Source organism: Hyalangium gracile (assembly GCF_020103725.1).
GTDB lineage: Bacteria > Myxococcota > Myxococcia > Myxococcales > Myxococcaceae > Hyalangium > Hyalangium gracile.
Genome location: NZ_JAHXBG010000003.1, coordinates 209,336 through 225,426 on the forward strand (window position 1 = coordinate 209,336; position 16,091 = coordinate 225,426).

At 72.3% G+C, this 16,091-nt stretch carries 11 protein-coding genes; 7 read left to right on the forward strand and 4 right to left on the reverse strand.

Annotated features, from left to right (window positions below):
* Window positions 1–39: 39 nt before the first annotated feature.
* A complete protein-coding gene (gene nth, locus KY572_RS07590) occupies window positions 40–753 on the forward strand; it encodes an endonuclease III (RefSeq protein WP_224241777.1) in 714 nt (237 codons plus the stop codon).
* On the opposite strand, the gene def is transcribed toward nth, so the two are convergent.
* Both def and KY572_RS07600 read right to left on the reverse strand, forming a co-directional pair.
* Window positions 716–1,240: a peptide deformylase gene (def, locus tag KY572_RS07595; RefSeq protein WP_224241778.1), complete on the reverse strand. Its 525-nt coding sequence runs from the start codon at window positions 1,238–1,240 to the stop codon at window positions 716–718. The two genes, nth and def, sit on opposite strands and share 38 nt — an antisense overlap.
* Window positions 1,241–1,296: 56 nt before the next feature.
* Window positions 1,297–1,758: an inorganic diphosphatase gene (locus KY572_RS07600; protein ID WP_224241779.1), complete on the reverse strand. Its 462-nt coding sequence runs from the start codon at window positions 1,756–1,758 to the stop codon at window positions 1,297–1,299.
* A gap of 111 nt (window positions 1,759–1,869) precedes the next feature.
* Between KY572_RS07600 and KY572_RS07605 the strand changes: the two genes are divergently transcribed.
* Entirely contained in the window at window positions 1,870–3,486 is a 1,617-nt protein-coding gene (locus KY572_RS07605) for a methyl-accepting chemotaxis protein (protein ID WP_224241780.1), read from the forward strand.
* A 23-nt stretch (window positions 3,487–3,509) separates the two neighbouring features.
* Here the strand turns inward: KY572_RS07605 and KY572_RS47070 are convergent, their stop codons facing one another.
* Together KY572_RS47070 and priA are read right to left on the reverse strand one after the other, a co-directional pair.
* Complete coding sequence (locus KY572_RS47070; protein ID WP_263451471.1) at window positions 3,510–9,230, reverse strand: hypothetical protein; 5,721 nt, start codon at window positions 9,228–9,230, stop codon at window positions 3,510–3,512.
* Between the two features lie 15 nt (window positions 9,231–9,245).
* Window positions 9,246–11,528, reverse strand: coding sequence for a replication restart helicase PriA (priA, locus tag KY572_RS07615; RefSeq protein ID WP_224242127.1), 2,283 nt, complete (start codon window positions 11,526–11,528; stop codon window positions 9,246–9,248).
* A gap of 328 nt (window positions 11,529–11,856) precedes the next feature.
* Here priA and soxR point away from each other — a divergent pair, with 328 nt between their 5' ends.
* The 5 genes from soxR (at window position 11,857) to KY572_RS07640 (ending at window position 15,960) form a co-directional block, all read left to right on the forward strand.
* The gene (gene soxR / locus KY572_RS07620; protein WP_224241782.1) at window positions 11,857–12,309 is read left to right on the forward strand and encodes a redox-sensitive transcriptional activator SoxR; all 453 of its coding nucleotides are present in this window, start codon (window positions 11,857–11,859) and stop codon (window positions 12,307–12,309) included.
* A 62-nt stretch (window positions 12,310–12,371) separates the two neighbouring features.
* Window positions 12,372–13,109 (forward strand): TVP38/TMEM64 family protein, encoded by a 738-nt coding sequence (locus KY572_RS07625; RefSeq protein WP_224241784.1) that lies wholly within the window; start codon window positions 12,372–12,374, stop codon window positions 13,107–13,109.
* A complete protein-coding gene (locus tag KY572_RS07630; protein WP_224241786.1) occupies window positions 13,106–14,620 on the forward strand; it encodes a mercuric reductase in 1,515 nt (504 codons plus the stop codon). The genes KY572_RS07625 and KY572_RS07630 overlap by 4 nt, the downstream gene beginning before the upstream one ends.
* Window positions 14,621–14,623: 3 nt before the next feature.
* Window positions 14,624–15,280 carry a TIGR04282 family arsenosugar biosynthesis glycosyltransferase gene (locus tag KY572_RS07635; RefSeq protein ID WP_224241788.1) on the forward strand — a complete coding sequence of 219 codons (657 nt, stop codon included), beginning with the start codon at window positions 14,624–14,626 and terminating at the stop codon, window positions 15,278–15,280.
* Entirely contained in the window at window positions 15,277–15,960 is a 684-nt protein-coding gene (locus KY572_RS07640; protein WP_224241789.1) for a TIGR04283 family arsenosugar biosynthesis glycosyltransferase, read from the forward strand. Before KY572_RS07635 ends, KY572_RS07640 begins: the two co-directional genes overlap by 4 nt.
* Window positions 15,961–16,091 lie beyond the last annotated feature (131 nt).

The following is a 16,091-nucleotide window of genomic DNA, read 5'->3' on the forward strand; positions in this document are numbered from 1 at the left end:
CCTGCTGGGTGGGTTCCCTCTTCTACGACGAGGGCGGTTATGTCATACAACGAAGGCGTGGGACGCGAGACTCTCGAGGCGAAGCGGCGGCGGGCGGGACTGGTGCTGGAGCGGCTGGAGGCCGAGATGCCAGAGGTGCGGATCGAGCTCGACTATCGTAGCCCCCTGGAGCTGCTGGTGGCCGTCATCCTCTCCGCGCAGTGCACGGACAAGCGGGTGAACATGGTGACGCCGGCCCTGTTCCAGCGCTTCCCGGATGCCCAGGCCTATGCCTCCGTGAAACCCGAGGCGGTGGAGCCCTTCATCCAGACGTGCGGCCTGTACCGCGCCAAGGCGAAGAACATCGTCGCGGCGGCCAAGGCCCTGGTGGCCCAGCACGGCGGCCAGGTGCCCACCTCCCGAGAGGCGCTGGAGCAGCTTCCGGGCGTGGGGCGCAAGACGGCGGGCGTGGTGTGCATCCACCTGGGCGGCGATGCGGCCTTCCCCGTGGACACCCACGTGAAGCGGCTCGCGGGCCGGCTGGACTTCTCCCGGCAGCAGCACCCGGACAAGATCGAGAAGGAACTCCAGGCCGTGGTGGCTCCGGAGCGGTGGTTCCAGGGCCACCAGCTCCTGGTATGGCACGGGCGCCGGACGTGCTTCGCCCGCTCGCCCGCCTGCGCGCGCTGCGTGGTGGCGGACCTGTGCCCCAAGCGCGGCGTGCGCGTGAAGCCGACTACGATGCCGACGGACGCTCCTCGCGCTCGGACTTGAGGCGCTTCATCCGCTTGCGGATGAGCTCGCGCTTGAGCGTGGAGACGTGGTCCACGAACACCGTGCCGTTCAGGTGGTCCGTCTCGTGCTGCACCGCGATGGCCAGCAGCCCGTCACACTCGAGCGTCTGCTCCTTGCCCTCGGCGTCGAGGAACTTCACCGTGACGATGGCCGCGCGGTCCACGTCCTCGGCCTCGCCGGGGATGGAGAGGCAGCCCTCCGTGTAGGTGAGCTCGCCCTCCATGGCGATGATCTCCGGGTTGATCATCGCCAGGGGCTTGGACTCCGGCTGCCGGGGGGTGGTGTCCAGGACGATGATGCGCTGCAGGATGCCGACCTGCGGAGCCGCGAGGCCCACGCCGTCAGCGGCATACATCGTCTCGAACATGTCCTTCACCAAGGCGCGGACGGAGTCGTCCACCTTGGCCACGGGCTTTGCCTTCTGCTTCAGGATGGGATCGGGCCAGATCAGGATCTCGCGAACCATAGGGGTCTCTCTTAACCCTCCTGACGCGTGCGGGCAACCCGGCAAGGGCCCGGGCGTTACCCGTTCCGCAGCCCTCCGTCCGGGCCGACGAGCCACCCCCGGAAGCGGGTGTCGGGCACCTGACCGCGCACCCGGTGGAGCACCCGCTTGAAGCGGGCGTACACCCGGAAGAAGCGCTCCACCCCTACCCTCTCCTGCTCCCCCAGCGGCCGGGTGCTGCAGATGACCTTGGGGTCTCCCCGACCCGCGTCGATGAAGTCCACCACCCCCACGACGGGTACGTGCAGCCGCTCTCCCTGTCGCAGGCGCGGGCCGAGCACCACCACATCCAGCGGGTCCCCGTCGTCCGAGGCGAAGCCTGGAATGCACCCGTAGTTGTAGGGACACGGCACCGGAGAGATGAAGTCGATGCTCCCGTCCGCCCGCCGCTTCACGAAGGAGCCGCGAGGGCACTCGATGAGGACCTCGGGCTCCGCGGGGAGGCCGGCAAACGAGGAGAGCGATGGTCCGGGTGGCATGACACTCCTGTCCAAGAGGGAACCGCGCTCGACGCAGACGTCAGTATCACCAGCGTGTCAGACTCTGAACAGGCTCGAGCACCGGCTCCAGTCTGTCCTTGGGGGGACTCCATGCTGGCACGGCTCCGCGTTGGCAACAGATTGATGTTCCTGGCGGGCACGCTGGTGGCCCTGCTCACCGCGCTGGGCGTGCAGGGCCTTTGGAACCTGGAGCTGACCCAGCAGGGGTTCGCGACCGTCTACAAGGATCGCGTGGTCCCCCTGCGAGACCTGAAGGTCATCTCGGACATGTACGGGCTGGGCATCGCGGAGGCCGCGCACAAGGTCCGCAGCGGACACATGAGCTGGGTGCAAGGCCGGATGCAGGTGGAGGAGGCGCGACGGGTCATCGACCAGCGGTGGCGGAGCTATCTGGGCACGCGGATGGTGAGCGAGGAGACGCTCCTCATCGAGAGGCTCCGCCCGATGATGCGCGCCGCGGACACGGCCGTGGGGCGGCTGCTGGACATCCTGGCCCGAGAGGATGCCACCCAGCTGACGAGCTTCATCCACCAGGAGCTCTATCCGGCCATCGACCCGGTCACGTCCCTGCTGAGCGAGCTGGAGGAGCTCCAGCTGCGCGTCACGGGGCAGGAGTATGCGGAGGCGGTCGTTCGCTACGAGCGGACCGGCGCCGAGGCCATCCTGCTCATCGCCGCGGGGGCGCTGCTGGGAGCAGCGCTGAGCTTCTTCATCGGCAGGAGCATCACCCGTCCCCTGGACGACGCGGTCGGTCTGGCCGAGCGGATCGCCGCGGGAGATCTGACCGGGCGCCTGCCCAGCACGAGCCCCGACGAGACGGGGCGGCTGCTGCGCGCGATGAACGAGATGTCCGCGCGGCTGTCCACCATGATCGGCGAGGTGCTGGAGGGGGCCCGCTCCCTCTCGGTGGTGTCCCAGCAGGTGTCCTCCACGGCCCAGACCATGGCGCAGGGCACCCAGGAGCAGGCCGCCGCGACGGAGGAGACCTCCTCCACGATCGAGCTGCTCAATGCCTCCATCCTGACCAATGCCGCACAGAGCCAGCAGGTGGCTCGACTGGCGGCGACGAGCGCTCGCGAGGCCGAGGAGGGAGGCGCCACGGTGCAGGCGACCGTCGAGGCCATGCGGACCATCACCAGCCGGATCGCCATCATCGAGGAGATCGCCTACCGCACCCACCTGCTCTCGCTCAACGCGGCCATCGAGTCGTCACGGGCCGGAGAGCAGGGCCGAGGCTTCTCGGTGGTGGCCTCGGAGGTGCGCAGGCTGGCCGAGAGCAGCCGGCAGGCGGCGCGGGAGATCCGTGGCGTGGCCGCCTCGAGCATCCAGCTGGCCGAGCGCTCCGGGAAGGTGCTCCAGGCGCTGGTGCCCGCCATCCTTCGGACGACCGAGCTGGTGCAAGGCGTGGCGACCGCCTCGCAGGAGCAGCGCGAGGGAATGGCGCAGATCCACGGCGCCATCCTGCAGGTCAACGAGGTGACCCAGCGCAGCGCCTCCACGGCGGAGGAGCTGGCCTCCACGGCGGAGGAGCTGGCCTCCCAGGCCGAGTCCTTCACGCAGTCCATGTCCGTCTTCCATGTGTCCACGTCGGGCGAGGGGCGGCCTGGAGGCCCTCGATGGCAGGACGGGGCCTCGCTCCCACGCCGTACGCAGCCAGGCGTCGTCCGGCCCCGGGGGAAGCACCCGGCGCCCCACCTCGGTCGCTGAGCGGAGCCCCGCGGGAGGCTTCCTCAGTCCAGCAGGTTGCGGGCGTACTCCGCGCGGAGCTTGTCGTCGGCGAGCGCTCGCGCCGCCTCCGCCAGCACGTCGCGGATCTGCTGGGCGCGATACTGGAGCGAGGCGTCCGGGTGGCCCGCGAACCTCAGTGGGTGGAACTCCGTGGAGAGCCGCTCGAAGGCGCGCTTCACCTCCTCGCCTCCCGCCGTGCGCGCCAGGCCCAGCACCGTGAAGTAGTCCGCCTCCTGGATCTCCTCGAACTTGGCCTCGAGCCGGCGGATGTCCAGCTCGGGCGGCAGCTCGCCAGCGGGCTCCGTCGCGGGCCGCAGCGCCACCAGCCCCAGCGCCCTGGCCACCGCGAACGTCTTGAGCACCGTCTCCTGCGGCAGCCCCGCGGCGAGCAGCAGCTCCTCCAGCGTCCGCTCTCCGTCCACCCTGGCCAGCAGCTGGAGCTCTCGCGCCGAGAGGCCGAAGCCCTCGGGCTGGAGCCCCGCGGCCCCACGCGCCACGACGGCGCGCAGCCCGCCCACCTGCGTCACGAAGGACTCCACGGAGAGGGAGTTGCGCAGCGCCTCGGCCAGCAGGTGCAGCGGCGGGCGCGTGGCGGCCGCGAGCGCCACCTCGTGCGGCGGTGACTCATCCGCCACGCGGTAGAGCGAGGACGGCTCGGTGAAGGCGTCGAGGAAGACCTGCTCCGTGTAGCGCTGCACGAGCGGCACGGCCTCGGCCTCGCGCAGGTAGCCCCTGCCTCGCAGCGCCTCGAGCAGGGCGCCCGTGGAGGTGGCTCGCACCAGGCGCAGCTCGTGCTCCTGGCGCGCGTTGATGAGGCCGTCCCGGCGTGCACGATCGACGAGGCTCTCTCCCGGCGCCGACGAGAGCGCGCCCACGAGGCTGCCTCTTCGCAGCCAGAGGATGCGCAGGGCGTCGGTCGCCTTGAGCTCCAGGCGCACCTCGGCGTGCGCCTCGCAGAGCCGGAGGAGCAGCTGCGCGAGCCCCTCCTGCGTCACGCTGCCGCCCCGAGGCACCACCACCCGAGGCTGTCCCGGCGCGTCGATCTGAAGGACGGCGGACTGCATGCGAGCGGCCAGCTCCTCGGCTTCCGCGCGGGCCTTCGCGCCGGCCTCGAGCTCGCGGCGCGCGGCTTCCTCGGCCTCGCGGCGTGTGCGCTCGGCGGCGGCGAGACGCTCCGCGACCTCGGCCTCCGCGCGCGCCTTCTCCGCGTTCAGCTGCTCGAGCTGCCGAGACAGGCGCTCGCGCTCCTCGCGCTCGCGAGCCAGCTCCGCCTCCAGCTTCGCGAGCTGCTCCTGGAGCTGCTTCTGGCGACCGACGGCCTCTTCGGCCTCACGGAGGCCCGCCTCCTCGAGCTGCCGCGCCTGGGCCTTCCAGTGGGCGAGCTCCTCGGAGGCGCGGGTGGCCTCGGACTCCGCCTCGGCCTGGAGGCGTTCCAGCTCATCCTGGGCCTGGGACTCGGCCGCGGCGCGCGTCTGGAGCTCGGACTGGAGCCGAGCCTCCGCGGCCAGGCGCTTCTCCCGCTCCTGCCGGGCGCGCGCCTCGAAGTCTCCGCGTGCCTTCTGCGCGGCCGCGAGGCGTGCCTCCAGCTCCTCGCGAGCCTGGGCTTCGACGCCTGCCCGCTCCTCCGCGCCGGCCTGGGCCTGCGCCAGCGCCTGGAGCCGCTCCTCGGCCTCGGCGCGAGCACGCGCTGCGTCCTCCGCACGGGCCTCCGCGGCGGCTCGGGCTCGTCGCTCCTCCTCCGCTCGCACCTCGGCGGCGGCCTGCGCCTCACGCGCTTCCTTCGCGCTCGCCTCCGCGGCGGCATGGACCTGACGCGCTTCCTCCGCTCGCGCCTCGGCCGCAGCCTGGGCCTGACGCGCCTCTTCGGCATGTCCCTCCGCGGCGGCGCGGCTCTGGCGCTCTTGCTCCGCACGGGCCTCCGCGGCGGCGCGCGCCTGACGCTCCTCCTCGATATGCGTTTGCGTCGCGGACCGGTCCTGCTGCACTCCCTCCGCGCGAGCCTCCGCAGCGGCCCGGGCCTGACGTTCCTCCTCGAGACGGGCTTCCGCCTCGGCCCGCGCCTGACGCTCCTCCTCCGCTCGCGCCTCCGCGACGGCCTGGGCCTTCTGCGCTGCTTCCGCGCGCGCCTGGGCCTCGGCCCTGCGTCGCGACTCCGCCTCCGCCCGCGCCTCCGCTTCCTCGCGCGCGTGCGCCTCGGCCTCGATCCGAGCCTCGGCCTCGGCGCGCCCCACGGCTGCCGCCTTGCACCGGGCCTCCAGCTCGGTCCGAGCCAGGGAGTCCGCCTCGGCCTGGGCTTCCGCCTCCGCTCGCGCCAGGGCCTCCGTGTCGGCCCGCGCCTCCGCCTCGGCGCTCCGCTGGGCCTCCACCGCCGCGCGTTCCTCGGCCTGCTGACGGGCCTGAGCTTCCGCCTCGGCTCTTGCCTCCGCCTCGGCCTGCGCCTGCTTCGCCGCCTCGGCCCTCGCCTCCGCTTCAACCCGGGCCTGTCTCTCGGCCTCGGCCCGCTCCTCCGCCTCCTGGCGTGCCTGCTTCTCGGCCTCGGCCCGCGCCTCCGCCTCCTGGCGTGCCCGACCTTCGGCCTCGGCTCGCTCCTCCGCCTCGCTCCGCGCCTGCTGAGCGGCGTTCACGCGCGCTTCGGTCGCGGCCCGGGCCTTCGCCTCACGCTGCAGCCGGCTCTCGATCTCCGCCCGCTTCTGCTGCTCCTCGCTCGCGCGAGCCTCCGCCTTGGTCCGGGCGAGCGCCTCCGCGTCCGCGCGCACCTGCGCGTCGAAGCGCGCCAGCTCCTCCTCGCTGACCCGAGCCTCGATCTCGGCTCGGGCCCGCGTCGCCCGGGACTCCGCCTCGGTCTGCGCCTGGGTCGCCGCCTCGGCCCTCGCCTCCGCCTCGGCACGGCCCTGGGACTCCACCTCGGCGCGAGACTCCGCGTCGGCCTGCGCCTGAGCGGCGATCTCGGCCTGCGCCTCCGCCTCCCGGCGCTTCCGGGACTCTTCCTGGACGCGCGCCTCCAGCTCGGCCTTCAGGCGGCTCTGCTCGGCCGTCTCCTTCTGGAGCGCCTCCAGCTGCGTGCGAAGGCGGCTCTGCTCGGCCACTTCCTTCTGGAGCGTCTCCAGCTCGACCTTCAGGCGGCTCTGCTCGGCCACTTCCTTCTGGAGCGCCTCCAGCTCGGCCTTCAGGCGGCTCTGCTCGGCCGCCTCCTTCTGGAGCGCCTCCAGCTGCGTGCGAAGGCGGCCCAGCTCCTGGTCCTGCGCCTGGAACTGAGACTCCTTCGCGCGCGCCGCCTCGGCCTCGGACTCCATGGCCTTGCGGCGCTTCTCCTCCTCCGCGCGCGCCTTGGCGATCGTCGCCTCGCGCCCGCGGAACTCCATCACCCAGCGCTCCGCCTCCGCGCGGAGACGGGCCTCGTGATCGCGCTCCTTGGTCAGCGTCGCGACCCGGGCCTTCAGCTCCTGGGCTTCCTGCTCCGCCTTCTGGCGCAGCTCCTCCTCCGCCCGCCGCAGCGCCTCCTCCTGCGCGCGTGCCTCCTCCACCTCCGCCCGCAGGGCGGCCTCCCGCTCGAACTCGGCCTTCAGCGACTCCAGGCGGTTGCGCTCCACCTCGGCCTCGTGCTCGGCCTGCAGCCGGAGGACCGCCTCCATCTCCAGCTCGGCCCGGGCCGCCCTCATCAGCTCGCGGGACTCGGGATCCTCCGGCTTCGGTGCCTCCTCCTCCGAGGCCTCCGGCTCCTCCACCGGCGGAGCCGACACATCCTCCGCCACGGGCGGTGCCGCGATGTCCGGGGTGAACTCCTCGAGCCGCTGCGATGCCAGCTCCTCCGACACGGAGGGCTCGGCCGGCGCGCTTCCCGGCTCCACCCACTGCAGCGAGTGCGTCGCCTGCTCCTCGGGCTCCTTGGGCAGGGGGGTGCCGAACTGCACCCAGCGCGCCGTCCGCTCCATCCGCTCCTGCAGGCTGGAGTCCGCTCCCTCCGCGAACCGGGCCCAGCGCTGAGTCCGCTCCATCCGCTCCTGCGGCGTGAGGGGCGCATCCCCGAACTGGGCCCAGCGCTGCGTGCGCTCCATCCGCTCCTGCAGCGTCGGGGCCTGGGACTCCTGCGCCTCGCCCGCGGGCGCCGGCTCCGCTGGGGGCACGGCCTCGGGAGCCGCGGCGGCCGGCCCCTCGCTCTCTCCCCGCAGGGCGCGCAGCTCGGCCTCGGCCGCCGCCAGCGCCTTCGCCCTCTCTTCCTCCTCCGCCGCCGGAGGCCCCACGTCGAAGAAGCCCTCGTCTCCCAGCTGGGGCGACGCGGCCACGGGCGCAACCGGGGCCGCCTCGACGGCCGCTTCAGCCGCCGCCTCGGGAGAGGCCGCCGCGGACTGAACCTCCGCCGCCAGCGTCGCCCGCTCCCGCTCCAGCGCCGCCTCGATCTCGAGCTGGGCCAGGCGCTCGGCCTCCGCGCGCAGCTCCGCCTCCACGCTCCCGCCCGGCGCGCCCTGCTCCGAGCCGATCCCCGCCCACCCCTGCACCCGAGGCTTCTCCACCTCGGCCGGCGCCGCGTCATCCTCCGCCGAGAGCGAGAACGCCTCCTCCGCGGGCATCGTCACGAACGACTCCGCCGGCTCCTCACGCGGCGGGGGCGACTCCACAGCGGGGCGCTTCTCGAGCGCCTCGGGGGCGGCGGCCTCGGAGGGGAGCTCCTGCTTCCGGCGCCGCCGCTCGGCGGCCTCGCGGAACACGTCCTCCTCGATGCGCCGCAGCTCGTCCTCATCCACCTCGGCGGTGGGCGCGGCTACCGGGGCCGCCGGTTGCGGAGCGCTCTCCACGGCGGCCACCGCGGACACGGTCGGATCCTGGACGGTGATCTCCTCGGCCGAGGAGAAGTCCACGGCCCCGGCCGAGGACTCGAGCATGTCCGGCAGCGCGTCCGCCACGACGGGGGCTTCCCCCCTCAGGTCCACCGGATCCATGAGGACGGGATCCGCCGCCACGGCCAGCGCCTCCTGCTCGGAGACCGGCTCGCTGCCCACGAACGTGAAGGCGGACCCGGCGTGCGGTTCCGCCTGGGGAGCCGGAGCGGGCGCGGCCTGCGCTGCCAGCGTCGAGTCCAGCGAGGCCACCGCCTCGGCCTCCACCTGCTGGTGGGTCTGCTCGAAGGCCGCATCCATGGCCTCGGAGGCCTGCCGCGCCCCGAGCCCCTCCTGCTCGGCAGCCAGGGCCTGCGCGTCCGCCGGAGGCGCATCCCAGTCCACCTGCGGCGTGCCCCCCATGTCCCCGAAGAGGGCATTGGCCAGCGCGGGGTTGCTGCGCTCCGAGGGAGGAGGCACCTGCCACGGGTCCGCATCCACCGCCGCCTCGGTGTGCGGAACGGGGAGGGTGTGCGACTCCTGGACCCGCCAGTCCTCTCCCTGGGCGGGGCCGCGCACCAGCATGCTCACCGTCTCCAGGAAGCTGGGAGGATCCAGCGGCAGGGGCGCTACCGGCAGGCTGTAGCCCGCGACGGGCTCGCCCAGCAGCAGCAGGCGCGCCTTGTGCCCGTCCGGGTGCTGGAGCAGCTCCTCCAAGACCAGGCTGCCCCGCCCCGACTCCACGGCCGGAGCCAGGATGAGGAGCGAGGGCTGGTAGTGGCCGAAGGCGATGAGGGCGTCCGCGACGGAGGTAGCGAGGATGACCTCGTGCCCCTCGCGCGTGAGCAACCGGCGGACGGTGGCGATGGTAGCGATGTCGTCGTGGACGAGGAGGACCGGGGCGGCCATGTAAGCCGCCTGAGTCTACAGCATCGCACCCGGATCCACGTCGATCGTGACCTTCACCCCCGACGGAATGTCCTCCAGCTTCGCTTCCAGGCGGGCAAGCAAAGGGGCGAGGGCCGCATGGGAGGGCCCCTTCAGGAGGATCTGCCAGCGCGTCCGCCCTCGGAGGCGGGAGATGGGCGCCAGCGCCGGCCCCAGCAGGCGCACCCCGGCGGAGGGGGGTGGCATGCGTCGGGAGAGGAAGTCCCCGAGCATCCGGGCCACGCTGGCGGTCTGCTCCGGGTGCTCGCCCTCGAGCCGGATGGCCGCCATCCGGGTGAAGGGGGGATAGGCCAGGGCCTTGCGCCAGTCCAGTTCCTGCTGGGCGAAGCCCTCGAAGTCATGGGCGAGCACCTTCTTCACCGGCTCGGAGTCCGGGTTGTAGGTCTGCACCAGGACGCGGCCCGGATCCTTGCCCCGTCCGGCCCGCCCGGCCACCTGGGTGAGCAGGTGGAAGGTGCGCTCGGCGGCGCGGAAGTCCGGGATGGCCAGGGAGGTGTCCGCCATGACCACGCACACCAGGGTGACGCCCGGGAAGTCATGGCCCTTGGCCACCATCTGCGTGCCCACCAGGATGTCGATCTCCCGGCGGGCGAAGGCGGCCAGCAGCTCGGTGACGCGCTCGCCGCTGGTGGCCGCGTCCCGGTCCAGCCGGGCGACGCGGGCCTGCGGGAAGCGCTCGGCCACCTCGGCCTCCACGCGCTCGGTGCCGATGCCCAGCCGGAGCATGGGGCCGGTGCACTCGCGGCAGCGCTCGGGCACGGGGGTGGCCAGGCCGCAGTAGTGGCACATGACGCGCGAGGCGGCCCGGTGCAGCGTCAGGCACACGTCGCAGTCGTTGCACTTGAGCGTCAGCCCGCACACCTCGCACAGCAGGAAGGTGCTGTGACCGCGGCGGTTGAGGAAGAGGATGGTCTGCTGGCCCTTGTCCAGCGTCTCCCGCATGGCGTCCACCAGCGGCTGGGAGAGGATGGGCGCCTCCTCCGTGACGGGGCCGCCGTCGCGCGGGCGTTCAATCCGCAGGTCCACCAGCTCGATGCGCGGCATGGGCCGGTCATCGACGCGGTGCTTCATCTCCAGCAGCCGGTAGCGGCCGCGGTGCACGTTCTCCAGGGACTCCAGCGAGGGCGTGGCCGAGCCGAGCACCACCAGCGCTCCGGCCTGCTTGCCGCGCATGACGGCCATGTCGCGCGCGTTGTAGCGGAGCTTGTCCTCCTGCTTGAAGGAGGGATCATGCTCCTCGTCCACCACGACGAGGCCCAGGTTCTCCACGGGGGCCCAGATGGCCGAGCGCACGCCCACGGCGATGCGCACCGTGCCCTTGCGCAGCGCCTGCCAGTGGAAGAGCCGCTCGCGATCCTTCAGGCCCGAGTGCAGCACCGCCACGTCCCCGCCGAAGCGGCTGCGGAAGCGGCCCACCAGCTGCGGCGTGAGCGCGATCTCCGGCACGAGGATGAGGCTGCCCTTGCCCTGGGCGAGCGTGTGCTCCACCGCGCGCAGGTACACCTCCGTCTTGCCGCTGCCGGTGACGCCGTGCAGGAGCACCGTCTGGAAGCCGCCCATGTCGAGCGAGTACTGCAGGGCCTTCACGGCGACGTCCTGCTCGGGAGTGAGCACGTCCGGGCGGCCCTGGCCCAGGCCCTCGCGCACGCCCGGCTTGAGCACCTGCTCCTCGATGCGCACCATGCCGCGCGAGGCGAGCTTCTTCAGCGTCTCGCGGCCACCCGGGATGGAGTGGGCCACCTCTTCCACGGGCGCGCGGCCCCCCACGGCCAGCAGGTAGGCCAGGGCGGCGGACTGGGCGGGCGCGCGGCGCAGCTCGGCTGGCGTCTCCGTGACGAGCGCCACGGCGAACTGCTGCACATCCGGCCGGGCCTCCTTCTCGTCCTCGGCCTTGGAGAGTCCGGGCGGAAGGGCGCCGCGAATCACCTCACCGAGCGGGTAGCGGTAGTGCTCGGCGGCGAAGCGCAGCAGGGCGATGAGATCCGCCGGGAGGGAGGGAGACTCCTCGAGCACGCGCTGGATGGGCTTGAGCTTGATGCCCTCCTCGGCGGGCGAGGAGGCAGGCCCCAGGAAGAACCCCAGCGCGGTGCCTCGCCCGAAGGGCACGAGCACCCGCTGGCCCGGGGACAGGCGGCCCGAGAGAGTCTCCGGGACGACATAGGTGAACTCGCCCCGGACAGGACGGCCCACAGCGACGGAAGCAAGGGAGGCAGACGAGCTCACGGGGTCCACAGTAGCGGAGTGATCCGACACGACCATTTCCCGCCAGGTCATGCAACCTGGGGTGTGATCGGACGTACCACGCGGAGTGGACGGAAATGCCTGATTCTCGGGCTCCGGAGCCGCTGACTGATCCATGACAGTAGAACGCGCGAGACGGCCCTCGGCGTCCTGCCCGCCCTACCTGCCACGCGCTCTTCCCTCGGTGGACCTCATCCGATGAAGGCCAGGGCGGTGGGGCCGTCATGCAGCAGCGCCGTGGCCTCCCGCGCCTTCCTTTCTCGCGGCGACTCGAGCCGCGGCAGCCAGGGAACCTGCATCTTCAAGTTCACTTGAAGTCAAGCCCCTGAGGCGCCCATATTCGGACATGTTCGAGCCGCTCACGATTGGGGAGTTCGCTCGCCGCACCGGCGTCGCGACGTCCGCGCTTCGCTTCTACGAGGAGCGAGGCCTCATCCGCTCGGAGCGCACCGCGTCGGGCCACCGCCGCTTCTCGCGCCCGATGATCCGGCGCGTGGCGTTCATCGTCTTCGCCCAGCGCGTGGGGCTCAGCCTCGAGGAGATCGGCCAGGAGCTCTCCAAGCTGCCCGCCGACGAGGTGCCGAACCGGGCGGACTGGGCCAGACTCTCCCAGACGTGGAAGGCCCGGATCGACGAGCGGATCGCCGAGCTCGAGCGGCTCAAGAGCGGCCTGACGGAGTGCATCGGCTGCGGCTGTCTGTCGCTCGACCGCTGTCGGCTGGCCAACCCCGGAGACCGCGCCGCCGCCTACGGCCCCGGGCCCCTCTTCTGGAACAGCGGAAGAAGAGAGACGCGGTGAGCTTCCTCGGCTACGACTGCAAGTGAAGAGGCGGTAGGTTCCTCCAGAGACGTGGGGCCGGGATGAAGAGCCGACGTGTCGTGCTGTGGCTGTTGGGAATCGCGGCGATCGTGACCGCCGTCATCCTGCTGCCCGTCAATGCCTGGCTGCTGGCGCTCATCGAGCGCATCCGAGACATGGGCCTGGTGGGAGCGGCCGTCTTCGTCGTGGCGTACGTGGCGGCGACGGTGCTGGTGCTGCCCGGCTCCATCCTCACGCTGGGGGCGGGCTTCGCCTACGGGCCGGTGTACGGCACGCTGCTGGTGATGCTGTCGAGCAACCTGGGTGCCACGGCGGCCTTCCTGCTGGGGCGCACGGTGCTGCGCGAGCGAGTGGCGCGGCGCATCTCCGGGGACGCGCGCTTCAGCGCGGTGGACGCGGCCGTGGGAGCGCAGGGCCTGCGCGTGGTGCTGCTCCTGCGCCTGTCGCCGCTGTTCCCCTTCAACCTGTTGAACTACGCGCTCGGGCTCACGCGGGTGCGCCCGCGGGACTATGTGCTCGCCTCGATGGTGGGCATGTTCCCCGGCACGCTCCTCTATGTGTACCTGGGCTCGCTGGTGACGAGCGTCACCCAGCTCACCAGCGGCCAGCGCCCGGACAGCGGGCCGTGGGGCCGCGTCCTCTTCCTGGGCGGGCTGGTGGCCACCGTCGCCGTCACCGTCCTCATCACCCGGATTGCCCGGCGCGCCCTGGACTCGGCGCTGCGCCAGGCGGCACCGACTTCGACTCCCCCCTCCTCTTCCGACAAGGCCACGCCGTGAAGAAAGCCCTGCACCTGCTCGATGGAGATGCTCACGACGCCGCGCTCGCCGCGCGCGTCCACCCCCAGGAGTGGAAGAACCCCACGCCCGAGGGCCGCTACAACCTCGTCGTCCTCGGCGCGGGCACCGCCGGGCTGGTGGCCGCCGCGGGAGCCGCGGGCCTGGGCGCCAGGGTGGCCATCATCGAGCGGCGCCTCATGGGTGGCGACTGCCTCAACTATGGCTGCGTGCCCTCCAAGGCGCTGATCCGCTCGGCGCGGGTGGCCGCCACCGTGCGCGAGTCCCGGGCCTACGGCGTGGAGGCGGGGGAGCCCAAGGTGGACTTCGAGAAGGTGATGGAGCGAGTGCGCTCCCTGCGCGCGGGCATCGCGCAGCACGACTCGGCCGAGCGCTTCAAGGGGCTGGGCGTGGATGTGCACCTGGGCGAGGGCCGCTTCGTGGCCCCGGACGCGGTGGAGGTCGCCGGCCAGCGGCTCACCTTCTCCCGGGCCATCATCGCCACTGGAGGCAAGCCGGCGGTGCCCTCCATTCCGGGGCTGGAGGAGGCGGGCTACCTCACGAACGAGACGGTCTTCACCCTCACCTCGCTGCCGGCTCGGCTGGTGGTGCTGGGCGCAGGCCCCATCGGGTGCGAGCTGGCGCAGGCGCTCCGCCGGCTGGGGGCTCGGGTGGCGCTCATCGGCAAGGAGGAGCGCCTGCTGCCGCGTGAGGATCCGGAGGCTGGCGCCGTGCTGACGCAGCGCTTCGAGTCGGAGGGCATCACCCTGCACCTGGGCGCCCAGGTCACCCGCGTGGAGACGCACGGCGAGGTGAAGCGCGTCCACTTCGAGCGCGGCGGCGCGGTGGGCGTGGTGGAAGGAGAGGCGCTGCTGATTTCCACGGGCCGCTCGCCGGAGCTGGAGTCGTTGAACCTGGAGGCTGCGGGCGTGCGCGCCGGTCCGCACGGCGTGGAGGTGGATGATCGGCTGTGCACGTCGAACCCGCGCGTGTACGCGGCGGGGGACATCTGCTCGCGCTTCAAGTTCACGCACGCCGCGGATGCGCTGGCGCGGGTGGCGCTGCAGAACGCGCTGTTCCTGGGCCGGAAGAAGGCGAGCGCGCTGGTCATCCCGTGGTGCACGTACACGGATCCGGAGGTGGCCCACGTGGGCCTGAGCGCCCAGGAGGCCGCGGCCCGAGGGGACGAGGTGGTGACGCTGACGGTGCCGATGTCCTCCGTGGACCGAGCCATCCTGGAGAGTGAGACGGAGGGCTTCGGGCGCATCCACGTGGAGGCGAAGTCGGGGAAGCTGCTCGGAGGGACGATCGTCGGCTCGCACGCGGGAGAGAACATCGGCGAGCTGACGCTGGCGATGACGCAGGGGCTCACGGTGGGCTCGCTGTCGAGCACGGTGCTGCCCTACCCCACGCAGGGCGAGGTGCTGAAGAAGCTCGGGGATGCGTGGAACCGACGCCGCCTCACACCTCGGGCGAAGAACTTCCTGACGCGCTTCCTCACGTGGCGGCGGTGAGCCATGGCCGAGGTCGCGCTCTGTGTCTTCGCCAAGCCTCCTCGCGCGGGTGACTCCAAGACGCGCCTGGCGCCCGCCGTGGGCGCCGAGGGTGCCGCGAGCCTGGCTCGTGCGTTCCTCGCCGATACCTGGGCCACGGTGACGCGCCTGCCGTGGGCTCGGCCCGTGATCGCCTCCACCGGGCCCTGGCCCGAGGGGCTCCTGCCCGCTCCCATCGAGGTCTGGCAGCAGGGAGGCGGTGATCTGGGCGCTCGAATGGAGACCATCCTCCACCGAGGCATGCAGGTCTGCCCTGCCGTCATGGCGCTGGGGGCTGACAGCCCCGGACTTCCTCGCGCCTGTCTGGAAGCGGCTCACGCGGCGCTGGCGGATGCGGACGCCGTCTTCGGCCCGAGCGAGGATGGTGGTTTCTACCTGCTTGGCCTGCGCAGGCTGCCGGTGGGGGCACTGGCGAACCTCCCCTGGAGCCAGGCGGAGACGCTCGCGCGGACCGAGGAGCGACTGAAGTCGCTCGGGCTCACCGTGGCGCGCGTCGAGCCGTTCTTCGATGTGGATGTCCCGGCGGATCTCGAGCGGCTGGAGACAGAGCTGGGCGCGGGACGGCTTCAGGCTCCCGCCACGGCGGAGGCTCTCGCCACGCTTCGGAGGCCCGCGCGGTGATCTCCGTCATCCTCCCCGTGCTCAACGAGGAGCGACGCATCCGCCAGCGCTTGACGGAGCTGGCGGCGATGGACGGCATCGTCGAGGTGCGCGTCGTGGACGGAGGGAGCACGGATGCCACCGTGGAGCACGCCCGAGCCTTCCCGGGCGTCACCGTGCTCTCCGCGCCCCGAGGCCGCGCCTCGCAGATGAACGCGGGGGCCGAGGGCGCCCGTGGCAGCGTGCTCCTGTTCCTCCACGCGGACGTGGCACTGCCTCCGGAGGCTCCGCGCCACATCGCCATGGCATTGGAAGACCCTGGCGTGGTGGCGGGCGCCTTCAAGACCTGGACGGTGGATGACGTCGGGAGCGCGCGGCTCGGTCCGCTGCTGCATCTGGCGGACCTGCGCTCGCGCTATACGCGCCATCCCTACGGAGATCAGGCCCTCTTCGTCCGTGCCGAGGCCTTCCGTGCCGTGGGCGGCTTCCCGGCCCAGCCGCTGATGGAGGACCTGGAGCTCTCCCGACGGCTGTGGCGGATCGGCCGCATCCGCACGGTGGATGCGCGCGTCACCGTCTCGGGGCGAAGGTTCCTCGCGCGTCCGGTCTTCTACTTCCTCGCGGTGAACGGCTTTCCGCTGCTGTATCGGTTCGGAGTCTCGCCGCACACGCTGCTCCGCCTCTACCAGCACGTGCGGTGAGGCCCCCTGCCGGCAGCGCGGTCGATACACTGACAGCCAGATGCCCGAGATGAACCGTCACCCGATTGGAGTTCGCCGCGTCCTTGGCATGGGACTGGCGGCGCTGACCTGCGTCCTGACGGTCATGTGGC

Coding starts and splice junctions, on each gene's coding strand:
- nth (WP_224241777.1), top strand. CDS start 40: ATGTCATACAACGAAGGCGTGGGACGCGAGACTCTCGAGGCGAAGCGG.
- def (WP_224241778.1), bottom strand. CDS start 1,240: ATGGTTCGCGAGATCCTGATCTGGCCCGATCCCATCCTGAAGCAGAAG.
- KY572_RS07600 (WP_224241779.1), bottom strand. CDS start 1,758: ATGCCACCCGGACCATCGCTCTCCTCGTTTGCCGGCCTCCCCGCGGAG.
- KY572_RS07605 (WP_224241780.1), top strand. CDS start 1,870: ATGCTGGCACGGCTCCGCGTTGGCAACAGATTGATGTTCCTGGCGGGC.
- KY572_RS47070 (WP_263451471.1), bottom strand. CDS start 9,230: ATGGCCGCCCCGGTCCTCCTCGTCCACGACGACATCGCTACCATCGCC.
- priA (WP_224242127.1), bottom strand. CDS start 11,528: ATGGTCGTGTCGGATCACTCCGCTACTGTGGACCCCGTGAGCTCGTCT.
- soxR (WP_224241782.1), top strand. CDS start 11,857: ATGTTCGAGCCGCTCACGATTGGGGAGTTCGCTCGCCGCACCGGCGTC.
- KY572_RS07625 (WP_224241784.1), top strand. CDS start 12,372: ATGAAGAGCCGACGTGTCGTGCTGTGGCTGTTGGGAATCGCGGCGATC.
- KY572_RS07635 (WP_224241788.1), top strand. CDS start 14,624: ATGGCCGAGGTCGCGCTCTGTGTCTTCGCCAAGCCTCCTCGCGCGGGT.